Raw genomic sequence first — 15,105 nt, 5'->3', positions numbered from 1 at the left:
ACAAATAAAAAACTAACCAATACATTTTTTAATGATGAAAAAATACAACTTTAGTGCTGGTCCCTGCATTCTTCCGCAGGAGGTATTTCAGGAAGCTTCTCAGGCTATTCTGGACTTCAACAACTCAGGCTTATCTATTTTAGAAATTTCTCATCGCAGTGCCGATTTCGTTTCAGTTATGGAAGAAGCCAGAAACCTCTCCTTAAAACTTCTGGGGCTTGAGAATAAAGGTTACAAGGCTCTATTTTTACAAGGAGGAGCGAGTATGCAATTTTTAATGACTGCATACAATTTACTGGAAAAGAAAGCTGCATATCTTAACACAGGTACCTGGGCTACTAAAGCGATTAAAGAAGCTAAATTCTTTGGAGAAGTTGTTGAAGTGGCTTCCTCTAAAGATAAAAATTTCAATTATATACCAAAAAATTATAAAGTGCCTACAGATGCAGATTATTTCCACTGCACCAGCAACAATACCATCTTCGGAACGCAAATGAAAGAATTTTCATCAGTTGCAATTCCTTTGGTATGTGATATGAGTAGCGATATTTTTTCCAGGGAAATGGATTTCTCAAAATTCGATATGATATATGCCGGGGCGCAGAAAAATATGGGACCCGCAGGGACTACTTTGGTTATTATTAAAGAAGATATTCTAGGCAAGGTTTCGCGTGAAATTCCTTCCATGCTTAATTATAAAACGCATATCGAAAAAGACAGTATGTTTAATACCCCCGCGGTTTACGCAGTTTATGTATCCTTATTGACCATGCGCTGGATGGACAGAAAGGGCGGGGTTAAAGCAATGGAAGAACTCAACAACAAAAAAGCTGCTTTACTTTATTCTGAAATTGACAGAAATGAACTCTTTAAAGGCTATGCTGAAAAAGAAGACCGCTCAACTATGAATGCCACTTTTAATCTTACTGATGAAAGTCTGAAAGATCGTTTTGATGAGCTCTGGAAGGCTGAAGGAATTAACGGATTAAACGGTCACCGAAGTGTAGGTGGTTACCGGGCATCCATGTATAACGCACTTCCACCACATAGTGTGACCACCCTGGTAGAGGTAATGCAGGAACTGGAAAGAAAAGCCTGATCTTCTATACTAAAGCATTCAGGGAAAATTAAAATACACAAAAAGAATCTATATGAAAATATTGGCCAATGACGGCATTTCGCTAAGCGGAGCCAAAGCTCTTAAAGAAGCAGGTTTCGACTTGATTTCAGTAAAAGTAGCTCAGGACCAGCTCGAAAATTATATCAAGGAAAATAACATTGAGGGTATTCTGGTGCGTAGCAATACAAAAATCAGGAAACCACTCATAGACGCCTGTCCCAATCTTAAGTTCATCGGTCGCGGTGGGGTTGGCATGGATAATATTGACGTGGAATATGCCAGGTCTAAGGGTTTACATGTTTTTAATACGCCAGCAGCCTCAGCGGCATCGGTAGCAGAGCTCACTTTCGCTCATTTATTCAGCGGAGTAAGGCAGCTCTATAATGCTAACCGGAATATGCCTCTTGAAGGAGATACCATGTTTTCTGAGCTTAAAAGGGCTTATGCCGGAGGTTATGAATTAAGAGGAAAAACCCTGGGAATTATTGGTTTTGGAAGAATTGGCAGGGAGGTAGCTAAACTTGCACTTGGAATTGGTATGAAGGTTATTGCCAGTGACAATGAAGTAGGGGAAGCAACTATAGAATTGGAATTTTACAACCATCAAAGCATAAAAATTCCAATAAAAACCGAACCTGTAGAAGAACTTATTAAGCATTCAGATTTTATAAGTCTTCACGTACCTGCTCAGGAAAAACCCATTATTGGAAAAAAAGAACTGGAGTCCATGAAAAAGGGAGTTGGTATAATTAACACCGCACGTGGCGGAGTAATAGATGAAGAGGCACTACTTGAAGCTATTGAAACAAATAAAGTGGCTTTTGCCGGTCTCGACACTTTTATGGATGAACCAAAACCAGCCATAAAACTACTTATGAATGAGAAAGTTTCCCTTAGCCCACATATTGGTGCAGCTACTATTGAAGCTCAGGAAAGGATTGGACAAGAATTAGCAACCGAGATTATTAACAGGTATAAACCATAGAGTTTATGAATTTATAATAAAGCTTTAACGCAAATAGCGAAAAATTATCGTTAAGTTTAAAGGTCATTTAAATCTTTTTCCCTATGGCATCTATTTTAGATCTTTTAAATATCCAAAATATGAAAAGCTCTAATTCAAACAGCAAGTAATTCAATTCTGAAAGTAAGGATTGGAGAAAATAAACTTTTAAAATGAAAAATTTTTTCTATATATTAATCTTAGGCTTAATGATCTACAGTTGTGGTAGCCAGGATCGCAACCTCAGATCAGACAGAATAGCAAATGCCGAAGAAGATACTGTACGCATAGCCAATGATAGCCTGGAGTATGAGATTATTATTATAGAACCCGGTTTTAATCTTTTCATTAACAGTATAGCCAAACCGGAAGGTTATTATTCCCAGAGTTACCTGGAAAATAAAAACCGATTCCTGGTACAGGAATATAACCAGCGGGTAAGAAACCCGCAGCGATATAACCCGAATCTCTATATTCAGGAAATCAATTACGATAGCAATATAGATTACGGCTATGAAGTAAATTACCTTCTGTACAACTATTTCGTGTATTTCAGTCGGCAGTATAATCAACGCTTTTCAGTACCCACCCGCATTTAATTTTTGTTGAGTTTAATAGTAATAATGCTTTTAATATATTTGCCACATGAATAAATTGAAAAAGCGTTGGGGAATTAATTCCAATTGGCAGATTTTAATCATCTTTATTGTCTTTGCCATTACAGGATCAAGCGCTACGAAACTGGCCGGTCCTGTCACCGATTTTATAGGGTTATCTTCCGAAACAACTCCCTGGATTATTTATTGGGGCGCCAGAATATTATTCATATTCCCAATTTATCAGGTTTTACTCGTAAGTTTTGGATGGCTGTTTGGTCAATTCGAGTTTTTCTGGGCATTTGAGAAGAAAATGCTTAGCCGTATTGGCTTTGCCAAAATTTTTCAGGATTAATTTGAACTATATAAAGAACATATTATCCATACTGGCCGTTATTATCTTTTTGGCCCCAACGGCTATAACCTTTACCCATATTTTTAGCGGACATAGTCACGAAATATGTGAACACTATGCCAAAGAACATTTTCACACCAAAACCCTGGATTGTGAGTTACACCAGTTTCAGAAGAATTCAGCGCTAAGTATTATTGTATTTGAATTTATTCCTGAAATACCCGTACCTGAAAAACAAGTACTTCCCGATTACTACGAATTTTTAAGTGATTATATAAAGCTCCCTTTTGAGCTGCGAGGTCCTCCCATCGCCTGATATACCTAAGACAAAATTAGTTATCAGAATTATTTTAAAAATTTATTATGAAAACCAAAATTTTCTTTTTGCTGCTTTTGGCAGTGAATTCGTTTATATATGCACAAAATAATCTACAGGGCACTGTAACAAATCTTGTTAGCGGGGAACCTGTTATCGGCGCCACCGTTTACCTTCCCGGCCTGGAAAAAGGCGAATTAACAGATTTAGAAGGAAGGTTTATGTTTAATAACCTTCCTACCGGAAATCATAAAATTGTGATTTCTTCAGTTGGATTCAGCACTTTTTCGGATGAAATAAGTATCCCTTCCTCCGGAAGCTTTGACCTAAGCCTGAAACCTTCGGCAATAGAGATGGAAGAGGTCATAATTTCAACTCCATTTCATCAGCTGCAAAGCGATAACGTGATGCGGGTTGCCCGGGAGAACGTTTCTACCCTATCCAGAAAAGGAGCCATCACACTTACAGATGGAATTTCCCAGATAGAAGGGGTAGAAAGTCTTACCACCGGTTTAGGAATTGGTAAGCCTGTAATCCGGGGTTTGAGTTCGAACAGGGTTTTGGTTTATACCCAGGGAGTGAGATTAGAAAATCAACAATATGGTGATGAACATGGTCTGGGAATTAGCTCAAAGGGAATTGAGAGTGTCGAAGTAATTAAAGGCCCTGCTTCCCTGCTCTACGGAAGCGATGCTATTGGAGGAGTTCTCTATCTCAATCCCGAACGCTTTGCTTCTTCCAATGCTACAGAGGCTGAAGTAGATGCAAATTATTTCAGTAATACACAGGGCTATCAAGGGAGCGCCATGGCAGCAACTTCAGGAGAAAAATTAAAATTCCTTGCCCGCGGAAGTTATGCAACCCATAGCGACTATGAAACCGGAAACGGGGAAAGGGTTACTAACACCCGCTTCAATGAAAAAGATTTTAAAGCCGGCATCGGTTATCAGGACCAGAAGTACAAAGGAGATTTGCGCTATAACTACAACCGCTCTAACATAGGAATACCTGAAGAGATGGGGGTCCAGAGTACAGATAAAGAACCTTTGTTACCCTTTCAGGAAATCGACAACCACATAGTTAGCCTGGATAATAAATTCTATTTTAGAAATTCGAGCATTGATTTTAAGGTTGGTTACCAGTTTAACGACAGGCGGGAATATGAAGACGAGCACGGCCACGAAGAAGAGGAAGAAAATCACGAGGAAGAGATCAATGGAGAAGAGGAAGCTAACGAAGGTGAACACCCGGCGCTGGAAATGCACCTGGAAACACTCAATTATAATTTGAAATATAATTTCACAAGATTTGGTAAGTTTGAAACAATTGCAGGTATTCAGGGGATGTACCAGACAAATTCGAATTTTGGGGAAGAGATCCTGATTCCTGACGCGATAACTACCGACTTTGGAATTTTTGCTACCACACACCTTCACTTCGAAAAGTGGGATTTTCAGGGCGGATTACGATATGATTTCCGAAATCTGGAAAGCACAGAATATGGTCACGATCAGGAAGAAGAGTTTATCCCTGCCATAGACCGTAATTTCAATAGTATTAATGGTGCATTGGGCGCCAAGTATGATATTTCTGAAAGCATTAATGCCAGGTTAAATCTGGCCAGTGGTTTTAGAGCTCCCAATCTGGCAGAACTCACTTCTGATGGGGCTCACCACGGTGCCAACAGGTATGAAGTTGGTGATTCAAATTTGGATAACGAGCAAAGCTTCCAATTAGACCTTTCAGTAGAACTTAGAAATGAACATTTTGAAACTTATATAAATGTATTTCACAACAACATTAAGGATTACATTTATCTCAATCCTACAGGAGAAATGATTGATGATGATCTGGTTTTTCAATACACGCAAAACAATGCAAAGTTATATGGAACTGAAATTGGAGCACATATCCACCCCCATCCATTAGACTGGTTGCATTGGGAAACCGGTTTTGAATTGGTTCACGGAGAATTGGAGGATGGTAAAAATCTGCCTTTAATACCTGCAAACTCTCTCACCAACACCTTCAGGATTGAATTGGAAGGAGAAGTAGTAAAGAAAAAGTATGCCTTTTTAAGATTAAAAAATGTCTTCGACCAGAACCGGGTGAGTATATTTGAAACCCGCACCGGAGGTTATAGCCTGTTGGGAGCCGGTTTTGGAGGCACCTTCGATCTCAATGGCTCAGACCTTCAATTTACTATTAGCGGCAATAATCTTTTAAACAAAACCTATATTTCACATTTATCCCGCTTAAAACCCGATAATGTAGCGAACATTGGTAGAAATATTTCAGTTTCTCTAAATTGGTTTCTTTAAATAATTCTTCAATAAACAAAAAGCAGTCGGGAATTTCCCGACTGCTTTCTTTATATTTAAAAAAGTATAATTTAAGATCTTACTTTTATTGGGCGTAATTCTCCCGGTTTATCTTTATTCCAAACATAAGTATACAGCCACATAAGCGTGAAAGTTGGAATAATATCTGTTCCTGGCAGTATCTCTTCAATAAACAGAATAACCGAGGCAACTTTTCCTTTTTTGCCGGGGTACATTTCCTGCATAGTTTTGGCGGCATAGGGTGCCCATAAGATATCTAAAAATGGTCCTACAACAGGAATAGCCATTGTAGTCATACCAACGACATCATAAGCTAGGCCTTTTACGAGTAATTTATTTTTCGATTTATCCATTTGTAACAGTTTTTATATTTACGGCAATAAAGGTGCCATTTTTAGCCATAGCAGGGTTTTCCGGCTTAATTCGGGTTTTTAAGCTTATCTGCAAATGATTTCCTCAATTTTTCAATCTTCGGATCTATTATATACTGGCAATATGGCTGCTGCCGATGTTGGTCGTAATAATCTTTATGCTCCTCTTCAGCCGCATAAAAATTGGATGCAGGGGTGATTTCGGTAACTATTTTATTTTGAAAGACTTTCTCATTCTCCAATTCCTGAATAACTTCAAAAGCTGTATTTTTTTGTTCTTCGGAATGATAAAAAACGGCACTTCGATATTGAGTACCCACATCATTTTGTTGCCTGTTTAAGGTGGTGGGATCATGTGTTCCAAAGAATATCAATAATAATTCTCTGAAACTTATTTTCTCAGGATCAAAACTAACCTGAATCGCTTCAGCATGACCTGTCCTGCCGGTAATAATTTCTCTGTATGCAGGATTTTTTATCTTCCCTCCAGTAAAACCAGGTATTACGCTTTCCACTCCTCTTACCCGCTGAAAAACTGCTTCTGTACACCAGAAGCATCCCCCGGCAAGGGTGGCGGTTTCTAAACTTTTCTGTACCATATTTTATAAATATAGATAATGTGGGTAAAACAAGCTTTATATGCCCCGGAAAATACCCCGAATTAACGAGAAATTGGCTAATATTGTAATGCCTTACACCAAAGATGTAAGAATACTAAAAGTTATTCGTCTTTAATTAAAAGATATTGATGTCCATTCGTTTTTTTCTTCTGTTTTTTATCCTTTTTACTCCTAATATTTACTCTCAATCAGTAGAGGTCGATCTAAAAGATCGCAAAACCTATGAAATCACCAGAATAAGCGATGCTCCAATAATAGATGGAAAACTTGATGACGAAGTCTATCAATCCTTGCCCATCGCTTCAGATTTTTTAATGTTCGAACCCGGCGATGGAGATCCCATTCCCGAGGCATACGCTACCGATGTGAAAGTTGCTTATAATGATGAAGCAATCTTTATAGCTGCCTATATGCGATCCGGTGAGCCTGAAAAAACGGTAAAACAATTCACCCAACGGGATAACGTTGGGCTTTCAGAGTTTTTTCTGGTGGATATAAATCCTTATGATGATGGTGAAAATCAAACGCGTTTTATCGTTACCACTTCCGGGGCAATAATAGATGGAAAAGCTAATGGAGATAATGAAGATTACACTTTCAATACCGTCTGGGAAGCAGAGGTTTCGCACGACGATACTGGCTGGTACGCCGAAATTAAAATCCCCTACTCAGCTCTGAGATTTCCCAAAAAGAAAATACAATCCTGGGCAATTCAATTCTCCAGGAAAATCACTCATCGTAATGAAACCTATAGTTGGAATTATATCGATAAGTCGATAGGAAAAATAAGTCAGTATACAGGATTATTAACGGGTATAGAGAACATAGATCCACCTATTAGACTTAGCCTTTACCCCTATGCTTCAGCCGAGATCCAGCAATATGATGATCGCAGCAAAACAGCTTTTAGTGCCGGTTTGGACGTGAAATACGGGATAAATGACGCCTTCACCCTGGATGCAACGCTTGTTCCTGATTTCGGGCAGGCAGCCTTCGATGATGTTGAGTTGAATCTCACTCCTTTTGAGCAACAATTTGGTGAAAACCGGGCCTTTTTTACAGAGGGTACTGAGCTTTTTACTAAAGGTAATCTTTTCTATTCCCGTAGAGTGGGCGATGCTCCAACCGGGTATAGATCAGCGTCAGCAAATCTTAGGAACAATGAGGTAATAGTGGAAAATCCGGAACGCGCAGATCTATTAAATGCTTTTAAAATATCCGGCCGTACTGAAAATAATCTCGGCATTGGATTTTTTAATGCGATTACCAGTGAAATGAAAGCCATTTTCAGGGATACAATTACCGGTGACACTCGAACCAGAGTTACAGAACCATTTGCGAATTACAATATCCTGGTACTCGATCAGCAGTTTAACCAGAATTCTTCCATTAGCTTAATTAATACCAATGTGACTCGCGAGGGGCATTACAGAGATGCTAATGTGAGCGGTTTTTTATTTGATATCTACAATAAAGCCAATTCATTCAATTTTGAAGGCGAAGCAAAAATGAGTCAGGTGAATGCTACCGATAATACTGTTGCCGGGTTTGCTTCAAAATTTTCGGTAAACCGAACAAAAGGGAATTTCCGTTATGGCGTAAGTCACAGGTTTGCTAATGAAACCTATGATATAAACGATCTGGGGATAAACTTCACCAATAACTACAATAACTTTTTTTGGAGTACATCGTATCAAATCTTTGAACCCACCGAGCGATTTAACCGTTACAGAATTGAAGTCTACGGAAATCACCAGCGTAGGTATCGTCCCGATATGGCTGTAAATACAGGTGTTGGTGGAGGCTTTTTCGCAATGACCCGAGAGCGCTTTGCTTTTGGTGGTAATCTGGATGTGAATTCTAAATTTCGTGATTTTTTCGAACCTCGCAAGGAAGGCATGTTTATTAACTACAACGAAAGTATTATTAGCCAGTTGTGGGTATCTTCAGATTACAGAAAGACTTTTGCGTATGATATTCGCCTTCGTTATGGAAAATACATGAATTCCCCTCAGGAGGAATATAGGCTACGCTTAAGTCCACGGGTACGCTTTTCTGATAAATTTGATGTTGTATATTCTTTTAACTATAACCTGGAGAAAAACAGGCAAAGTTTTGTTGACTTTTCAGACAGAGATATCATTTTTGGAATTAGGGATATGGAAAGCATCGAAAACTCGCTTAAAGCCAGTTATAATTTTAATACCAAACAGGCCATAAATTTAAGTTTCAGGAATTTCTGGTCTACGGCTCATTTCACCGAAGATGCTTATTCGGTTTTGGAGGGTAATGGAGAGTTAGCTCCCAGATCATATCTGATTGATCAACAAAACAACCCAAACCGAAATTTTAATATATGGAACCTTGACCTGAGCTATAGCTGGACATTTGCACCGGGAAGCCAGGCGATCCTGCTTTATAGAAATTCCATATTTAACCAGGATAAATTAAGCCTGTTGAATTACCGTTACAGTCTTGAAAATTTATTCAACCAACCTATTAAACAGGTTTTAAGCCTGCGTATAGTTTACTTTATCGATTACAATAATCTTTATAACATCTTTGAGAGCTAATCTTGGGGATTCTGCTTAATTTGGGTATTTTTCCATTTTTAATAGTCCAGAAAAACATGATACTTGCTAATAACATTCATAAATATTACGGAGATCTCCACGTTTTAAAGGGAGTGAATTTGCACATAAAACGCAGCGAAATTGTGTCTATAGTAGGAGCTTCAGGAGCAGGTAAAACTACACTTCTTCAGATTTTAGGCACCCTGGATAATCCTGAAAAAAACAAGGCTTCAGAGTTAAAAATAAACGGAACGGATATCTACGGACTTTCTTCCAGAGAACTTTCCAAATTCAGAAATAAACATATTGGATTTATCTTTCAGTTCCATCAGTTGCTACCCGAATTTACCGCGCTGGAAAATATATGCATTCCTGCTTTTATTCAGAATAAACCAAAAGCAGAAGCTGAAAAACGAGGCCGTGAACTTCTGGGGTTTTTAGGCCTGGAAAACCGGGCAAACCATAAACCCTCAGAATTAAGCGGCGGGGAACAACAACGCATCGCGGTGGCCAGGGCTCTGGTAAATAATCCAGCCATTATCTTTGCCGATGAACCCTCTGGAAATCTCGATAGTGAATCGGCAGAAAACCTGCATAAATTGTTTTTCAGGTTAAGGGAAGAATTTCAGCAAACCTTTGTTATAGTAACTCATAACGAAGAACTTGCCGATATGGCTGACCGGAAACTCACCATGGTAGACGGAGAAATTATTTAAATTAAAATTCCTGGATTTTGAATAAAAGCGAGTTAAAATCTTTCCTTGATTTTAAGGTTGAACAATACAATACCTCACATTTTATTGAAACCGACCCTATTCAGATTCCGCATCAATTTAGCAAAAAGGAGAATATTGAAATTGCGGGTTTTCTCACGGCTACCATTGCCTGGGGAAACAGAAAAAGCATCCTTAAAAACGCCGACAGGTTGATGGAATTACTCGACAGGTCTCCTTACGATTTTGTAATTAACCACTCCCCTGCCGATCTCGAAAAGCTCGAAAACTTCGTACATCGAACCTTTCAGGGTATCGATCTTCAGTATTTCATAAAAGCGCTGAAAAACATTTATTTAAATTACGGCGGAATAGAAAAAATCTTTAGCACCTACGCTGAAGAAAGGTCGCTGCAACCGGCCATTCATCATTTTAAGCAAGCTTTCTTTGAACTTCCCCACGCCCGCCGAACTGAAAAACACGTGAGCGATCCACAAAAGAATTCAGCAGCAAAACGCATTAATATGTCTTAACAGGTAATTAGGGTGATTAATTGTCTTTTGTAAAATTATACCTTTGTGAGCCATTGTAATACTTAAAAATGAATCGCCAGGAACTCAAAGCCTTCTTAGACTCAAAAGTTGATGAATATAACAACCCCAGCTTTATTGAATCAGACCCGATATCGATTCCTCACCAATTCACCATAAAAGAGGATATTGAGATATCTGGATTTTTGGCAGCTACTATCGCATGGGGTAACCGAAAAAGTATTATTAAAAATGCAAACCGAATGGTGGAGCTCATGGGTTCTTCTCCATATGACTTTATTATGAATCATAAAGAGCATCATCTGGAACCGTTAAATGGATTTGTACACCGCACTTTTAATAGTATTGATTTCATTGGATTCATTAATGGTTTAAGACACATATATACAGTTCACGATGGCTTGGAAGGTGTCTTTACTAAGTATCAGGAACCAGGAACACTACAACCATCGATAGCGAAGCTAAAAGAATTGTTTTTTGAAGCTGACCATCTTCCCCGCACCCAAAAGCATATAAGTAACCCATTAAAAGGTTCTTCTGCAAAGAGAATTAATATGTATTTGAGGTGGTTAGTTAGGACAGATAACACTGGTGTTGATTTTGGATTATGGGATTCGATTCCGTCAAGTTCGCTGTCGTGTCCGCTGGATGTCCACTCTGGGAATGTAGCTCGAAAATTGGGTCTGCTCCAACGGAAACAAAACGATGCAAAGGCAGTGGTAGAACTTGATAAGTCTCTTCGCAGGATGGACCCTAAAGACCCTGTTAAGTATGATTTTGCTTTGTTTGGTCTTGGTGTTTTTGAGAAATTTTGACCAGAATGTATTGTGGTGAGTAATTTCTTATAACAATAAAAGCCCCTGCGAGGGCTTTTATTTTGGGTGGTAGTGAATCAACCTCCTTTTACATCCTTATACAGTTTAATGAATAAGAAGATGGCTGTACCTGCTACAGAAGTAGCTTTTACAAGGTCTCGGAAGTTTGCTTCCGTGAATTTAAACTTAAACATGATAATAAATATTAAATTAATAAAACAATTGATTTACTAATATATCAGTGTTTAATGTTTAGTTAGGGAGTGACAATTTAAGAAAAGATAAATCATAATAATTAAAAGTATTTGTTAAAAGGTTGGACTTATAAAGCTAATCCCCCTTAAAAACCTTAGTTATACAGATAATATTTCTACAAATTATTTATAAGACCACACAAATCCACGGTATCTTTTCCTATACCCCAGACACACCTTTCGGACCATGTTCATGTTGTACCCAGCATCATGAGCTTCTTGAACTGAATTCCAGGCCCGAATGAATTCACCTATATCTGTGTACTGAAAAACCTTCTTCTTACGCTTTTCACCACCTCGGAGATGACATCCATGATGGGTAAGATTTTCAGCGACCGTTACCCACTCCAGATTGTCCACATGATTATTACTCCTGTTGGTGTCAATATGATTGACCACTGGCAGGTTTTCAGAATTTTCCAAGAAGTGTAGGGCAACGAGACGGTGGACCGAAAAATCTTCATAGGTTTTACCATTGTGGTGATACAGACGAGCTAAGCAATATCCAGTGTTTTTATGTGGCTTCAGTTTTAAAATTCTATCTGGGTAATTCCTAATAAATCCATCCTTTGCGGTCATAACTCTTCCCAGAGAAAGTATGCGGCCTCTGTTGCTTATCATGTACCTATTCTCAAATCCCTTAATCTTTACCCATAATTCTTGTTCCTCATTCATATCTATCTTTTATAATAAATATGCAGGTGGGTAAGTAAACGCCAATTATTTTTATAAGACCTTTATATAATTTCATCACTACCTCCGACAAAGGTGGTAGAATAAGGAAGACCCTATATGAATTGCAGGTTGACCCCAGAAGAATTAAGAACTATCAAAGGCTATAAAGATGTTACTGATGAGAAGCGGAACTAATAATAAATGATGCCGTTGCCCTGACCAGATTGTGTTTGGACTTTGTTAAATAATTTGTGGACCAAACTTTTTTATATGGTTTTACGGGTGAAGTTCGCAACTAATTATTAGCTTTATTACCAACTATTAACTGTTATGAGTAAAAACGGTAGTAAATCTGCACATAAGTATCTGGGCAATTCCTGGGGATTAAGTAAAAGTCACAGGTCAGACTCTTCTATATTTACAACAAAGAGTCAGGAGGCAAAGAAAAAAGAACTGATTCGGAAAACGGAGCAACGAGAACGAAGAAAGCGGACCAGAGAACAGTACAATAGCTTATGCAATAAATTTGGAATTAAGAAGAGAAAGAATGACCCTGTTCTTCAAATCATTAAGGGCAAGTTTTGTGGACTAAAGCATCAGAAGGATAGGCAACTAATTTTAGATAATATAATCAACTTTGAGAAGTATTGTGAACACTTTGGTGAAACATTCAACTTGCACAGGTACTATAATCTGGAGTGGTATAAAATTAATTTCCATAAGGATTACCCCGAAATATTCTCAGAAACGGACTCTGAGTTTAATAGGAATGCAGCCGCATTTGAAAAGAAGAATACCCTTAGAAATAATGTTTCCCAAGAAGCTTTTGTCAAGCTTTTGGAAATGAAACACAAGCTAAGAAAGTAATATTGTCTTTACCCTTTGCACCGTCCCCACACTAACTTCACTCAATTTAGCTAATTTCCGAAGCGATAAGTCTGGGTGGTTCTTTACATCCTTCACCACATTTTTATATTTCTCAAGGAATTCTTCTTCACTCATTGATGACCCACGTACACGGCCTTTGTATACCCCTTTGGCCTTCGCTACTGCTATGCCTTCTAATTGACGTTCTCGAAGGCTATTTCTTTCCATTTCAGAAACATTACCTAGAACTGAAAGAATAAGTTTGAAGACTGGATTTGGTTTTCCATCAACCATTGATTCCAGACCCAAGTTGTCAACTCTAAGAATGACGTTGTTCTCAGTAAAATATTCTAAGGTTGTTATCAAATCTGATAAAGACCTACCTAATCGGTCAACAGCTGTTACGGAAACAAAGTTTACAGAACCTTCTTCAATAGCTTTAATGAGCTCTTGACCTTTTTCTCTCTCTTTAAAAGCGACTGCACCACTAACAACATCGTTAAAAATAATTTCGTCTGGGTGGTTTCGCTCTAATTGCCGTTCAAGTTTTTGGTTGGATGATGAGATACGATTGTAGCGAGCTTTTTTCATGGGTGGTTTATTTCTCACAAATATAGCTCATTCAAAATTAATGTACAAATTTAGGGTGGTTATATTTGAACATTACTAACTCTAGTAAATCCGTTAGAAGCAAATAAACTTATTGTGTAGTGTTTTGGGTTTACTCTAAAATTGGACACTAAAACCATCACCTCCATTCAATTAAAAATCCCAGAATAATTCTATTTAAATTTTAAAGAAAAACTATATTTGAATGACTACACCCATATTTTACGATTGTTTATTTACTAATTAAGCATTAAATCTTAAAGTGGATAGTAAGGAGGAATATGCAGTTTTTGTTAATGAAAATAAATATGAGGGCGAATTAAACTCTATTGAAAGGGTTGTGGAATTTTTAGAAGAAAAATATTTGCATCCTTCAATAAGAAAAACCGTTGAAGCTTCAATTGGCCAAATAACAATTGCAAGTGAAACACAATCTGAAATCAATAAGACTAAAGGCGGGTCTTCACACCTCCAACCTTCTCCCTTCGGCTATTTCAATACCGATAAAGGGGAGGTTAAGGTTGAATTAGCCCTCGGAAAACTAGCAGTAAAATGTAAAGTTTATAAGGATAATGCCCCAGCGAAAAATGGCAGATACAAACTTGGCTTTATGCATTACATTATCATTAGAAATGGCATAATTACAGACATTATAAAGCAAGGTTAATCAACGCTGTCCTAATAAACCAAATACATCCATCTATATAATTCATAGTTTTTAACTTTTCCCTAAGCCATCAACGCTTCCAACTTGTCCATTGTCTCCGATATCCTAAAATAACCTTACTTTTGTTAACATTAATTTAATAGTCTAAAATGCTTAAATATGAAACTACTATTTTTTTTGATAATGTCATTCTTCCTTTTCCTTTTCTTCTATAGGGCAGACTAAAAAAGTGTACAAGGAATGGGAACAGCATAAATTATATGATGACTTTGGGGACTTTAAAGGTTTTGATTACTATTACAAGACTTATTGGATATACTGGTGATGCTGACCCCTCGTACTGGCCATACTGACCCCTCAAGGATTTTGGTCAAAAAGATAAGATAATGACAATATTACAGTTTTTTTCTAAGACTTTCTCCCTTTAATTCTATGCGATGGGAAGTGTGTACTAATCGGTCTAAAATGGCATCTGCAATACTTGCTTCCCCGATAATATCATACCAGCTTCCTACCGGTAACTGGCTGGCAATAATGGTAGATGATCTTCCGTGACGATCTTCAATAATTTCCATCAGATCCATTTGCTGTTTTCTGTCCAAATGAGCCAGACCAAAGTCGTCCAGGATCAGTAGTTTGGCTTTGGCCAGCTTATCAA

The 15,105-nt window shown here is 37.9% G+C and carries 16 protein-coding genes and 1 pseudogene; 12 read left to right on the top strand and 5 right to left on the bottom strand.

Features of this window, described 5'->3' with window-relative positions; translation table 11 throughout:
- Positions 1 to 34: 34 nt before the first annotated feature.
- From serC to BM266_RS05395, 6 genes are all read left to right on the top strand, one after another.
- The gene (serC, locus tag BM266_RS05420; RefSeq protein WP_093406876.1) at positions 35 to 1,099 is read left to right on the top strand and encodes a 3-phosphoserine/phosphohydroxythreonine transaminase; all 1,065 of its coding nucleotides are present in this window, start codon (positions 35 to 37) and stop codon (positions 1,097 to 1,099) included.
- 52 nt (positions 1,100 to 1,151) lie between these two features.
- A complete protein-coding gene (locus BM266_RS05415) occupies positions 1,152 to 2,105 on the top strand; it encodes a D-2-hydroxyacid dehydrogenase (RefSeq protein WP_093406873.1) in 954 nt (317 codons plus the stop codon).
- A gap of 191 nt (positions 2,106 to 2,296) precedes the next feature.
- Positions 2,297 to 2,722: a DUF6146 family protein gene (locus BM266_RS05410; protein ID WP_093406871.1), complete on the top strand. Its 426-nt coding sequence runs from the start codon at positions 2,297 to 2,299 to the stop codon at positions 2,720 to 2,722.
- A gap of 46 nt (positions 2,723 to 2,768) precedes the next feature.
- A complete protein-coding gene (locus BM266_RS05405; RefSeq protein ID WP_093406870.1) occupies positions 2,769 to 3,074 on the top strand; it encodes a DUF6787 family protein in 306 nt (101 codons plus the stop codon).
- Position 3,075: 1 nt separating this feature from the next.
- Positions 3,076 to 3,390 (top strand): hypothetical protein, encoded by a 315-nt coding sequence (locus BM266_RS05400; RefSeq protein ID WP_139220599.1) that lies wholly within the window; start codon positions 3,076 to 3,078, stop codon positions 3,388 to 3,390.
- A 47-nt stretch (positions 3,391 to 3,437) separates the two neighbouring features.
- Complete coding sequence (locus tag BM266_RS05395; RefSeq protein WP_093406865.1) at positions 3,438 to 5,711, top strand: TonB-dependent receptor; 2,274 nt, start codon at positions 3,438 to 3,440, stop codon at positions 5,709 to 5,711.
- A gap of 71 nt (positions 5,712 to 5,782) precedes the next feature.
- Here the strand turns inward: BM266_RS05395 and BM266_RS05390 are convergent, their stop codons facing one another.
- Together BM266_RS05390 and msrA are read right to left on the bottom strand one after the other, a co-directional pair.
- Positions 5,783 to 6,085: a hypothetical protein gene (locus BM266_RS05390; protein ID WP_093406862.1), complete on the bottom strand. Its 303-nt coding sequence runs from the start codon at positions 6,083 to 6,085 to the stop codon at positions 5,783 to 5,785.
- A gap of 65 nt (positions 6,086 to 6,150) precedes the next feature.
- Positions 6,151 to 6,702: a peptide-methionine (S)-S-oxide reductase MsrA gene (msrA, locus tag BM266_RS05385; protein ID WP_093406860.1), complete on the bottom strand. Its 552-nt coding sequence runs from the start codon at positions 6,700 to 6,702 to the stop codon at positions 6,151 to 6,153.
- 149 nt (positions 6,703 to 6,851) lie between these two features.
- Between msrA and BM266_RS05380 the strand changes: the two genes are divergently transcribed.
- The 4 genes and pseudogenes from BM266_RS05380 to BM266_RS05365 all read left to right on the top strand — a co-directional run bounded on the left by BM266_RS05380 (position 6,852) and on the right by BM266_RS05365 (position 11,375).
- Positions 6,852 to 9,296 carry a DUF5916 domain-containing protein gene (locus BM266_RS05380; RefSeq protein WP_093406857.1) on the top strand — a complete coding sequence of 815 codons (2,445 nt, stop codon included), beginning with the start codon at positions 6,852 to 6,854 and terminating at the stop codon, positions 9,294 to 9,296.
- 56 nt (positions 9,297 to 9,352) lie between these two features.
- Positions 9,353 to 10,012: an ABC transporter ATP-binding protein gene (locus tag BM266_RS05375; RefSeq protein WP_093407201.1), complete on the top strand. Its 660-nt coding sequence runs from the start codon at positions 9,353 to 9,355 to the stop codon at positions 10,010 to 10,012.
- A 17-nt stretch (positions 10,013 to 10,029) separates the two neighbouring features.
- Positions 10,030 to 10,536 (top strand): annotated as a pseudogene (locus BM266_RS05370) (DUF2400 domain-containing protein); the annotation flags it as partial.
- 74 nt (positions 10,537 to 10,610) lie between these two features.
- Positions 10,611 to 11,375 (top strand): TIGR02757 family protein, encoded by a 765-nt coding sequence (locus tag BM266_RS05365; protein ID WP_093406851.1) that lies wholly within the window; start codon positions 10,611 to 10,613, stop codon positions 11,373 to 11,375.
- A gap of 377 nt (positions 11,376 to 11,752) precedes the next feature.
- Here BM266_RS05365 and BM266_RS05360 read toward each other — a convergent pair whose 3' ends face one another.
- The gene (locus BM266_RS05360; RefSeq protein ID WP_093406850.1) at positions 11,753 to 12,304 is read right to left on the bottom strand and encodes an NUMOD4 domain-containing protein; all 552 of its coding nucleotides are present in this window, start codon (positions 12,302 to 12,304) and stop codon (positions 11,753 to 11,755) included.
- Between the two features lie 330 nt (positions 12,305 to 12,634).
- On the opposite strand from BM266_RS05360, the gene BM266_RS05355 reads away from it, so the two are divergent.
- Positions 12,635 to 13,171 carry a hypothetical protein gene (locus BM266_RS05355; protein WP_093406847.1) on the top strand — a complete coding sequence of 179 codons (537 nt, stop codon included), beginning with the start codon at positions 12,635 to 12,637 and terminating at the stop codon, positions 13,169 to 13,171.
- Here the strand turns inward: BM266_RS05355 and BM266_RS05350 are convergent.
- Positions 13,160 to 13,762 carry a recombinase family protein gene (locus BM266_RS05350; protein ID WP_093406845.1) on the bottom strand — a complete coding sequence of 201 codons (603 nt, stop codon included), beginning with the start codon at positions 13,760 to 13,762 and terminating at the stop codon, positions 13,160 to 13,162. The genes BM266_RS05355 and BM266_RS05350 overlap by 12 nt on opposite strands.
- A gap of 280 nt (positions 13,763 to 14,042) precedes the next feature.
- On the opposite strand from BM266_RS05350, the gene BM266_RS05345 reads away from it, so the two are divergent.
- On the top strand, positions 14,043 to 14,447 hold the full coding sequence (locus tag BM266_RS05345; RefSeq protein ID WP_093406842.1) for a hypothetical protein: 405 nt from the start codon (positions 14,043 to 14,045) through the stop codon (positions 14,445 to 14,447).
- A 395-nt stretch (positions 14,448 to 14,842) separates the two neighbouring features.
- Here the strand turns inward: BM266_RS05345 and BM266_RS05340 are convergent.
- On the bottom strand, positions 14,843 to 15,105 hold a 263-nt coding region (locus BM266_RS05340; RefSeq protein WP_175494759.1), incomplete at its 5' end, for an ATP-binding protein.

Source organism: Salegentibacter flavus, from assembly GCF_900115145.1.
GTDB lineage: Bacteria > Bacteroidota > Bacteroidia > Flavobacteriales > Flavobacteriaceae > Salegentibacter > Salegentibacter flavus.
Note: the sequence above shows the minus strand (reverse complement) of the source record. Positions and strands in the feature narration are given on the sequence as shown.

Coding starts and splice junctions, on each gene's coding strand:
- BM266_RS05395 (WP_093406865.1), top strand. CDS start 3,438: ATGAAAACCAAAATTTTCTTTTTGCTGCTTTTGGCAGTGAATTCGTTT.
- BM266_RS05360 (WP_093406850.1), bottom strand. CDS start 12,304: ATGAATGAGGAACAAGAATTATGGGTAAAGATTAAGGGATTTGAGAAT.
- BM266_RS05410 (WP_093406871.1), top strand. CDS start 2,297: ATGAAAAATTTTTTCTATATATTAATCTTAGGCTTAATGATCTACAGT.
- serC (WP_093406876.1), top strand. CDS start 35: ATGAAAAAATACAACTTTAGTGCTGGTCCCTGCATTCTTCCGCAGGAG.
- BM266_RS05375 (WP_093407201.1), top strand. CDS start 9,353: ATGATACTTGCTAATAACATTCATAAATATTACGGAGATCTCCACGTT.
- BM266_RS05365 (WP_093406851.1), top strand. CDS start 10,611: ATGAATCGCCAGGAACTCAAAGCCTTCTTAGACTCAAAAGTTGATGAA.
- BM266_RS05405 (WP_093406870.1), top strand. CDS start 2,769: ATGAATAAATTGAAAAAGCGTTGGGGAATTAATTCCAATTGGCAGATT.
- BM266_RS05415 (WP_093406873.1), top strand. CDS start 1,152: ATGAAAATATTGGCCAATGACGGCATTTCGCTAAGCGGAGCCAAAGCT.
- BM266_RS05380 (WP_093406857.1), top strand. CDS start 6,852: ATGTCCATTCGTTTTTTTCTTCTGTTTTTTATCCTTTTTACTCCTAAT.
- msrA (WP_093406860.1), bottom strand. CDS start 6,702: ATGGTACAGAAAAGTTTAGAAACCGCCACCCTTGCCGGGGGATGCTTC.
- BM266_RS05350 (WP_093406845.1), bottom strand. CDS start 13,762: ATGAAAAAAGCTCGCTACAATCGTATCTCATCATCCAACCAAAAACTT.
- BM266_RS05390 (WP_093406862.1), bottom strand. CDS start 6,085: ATGGATAAATCGAAAAATAAATTACTCGTAAAAGGCCTAGCTTATGAT.
- BM266_RS05355 (WP_093406847.1), top strand. CDS start 12,635: ATGAGTAAAAACGGTAGTAAATCTGCACATAAGTATCTGGGCAATTCC.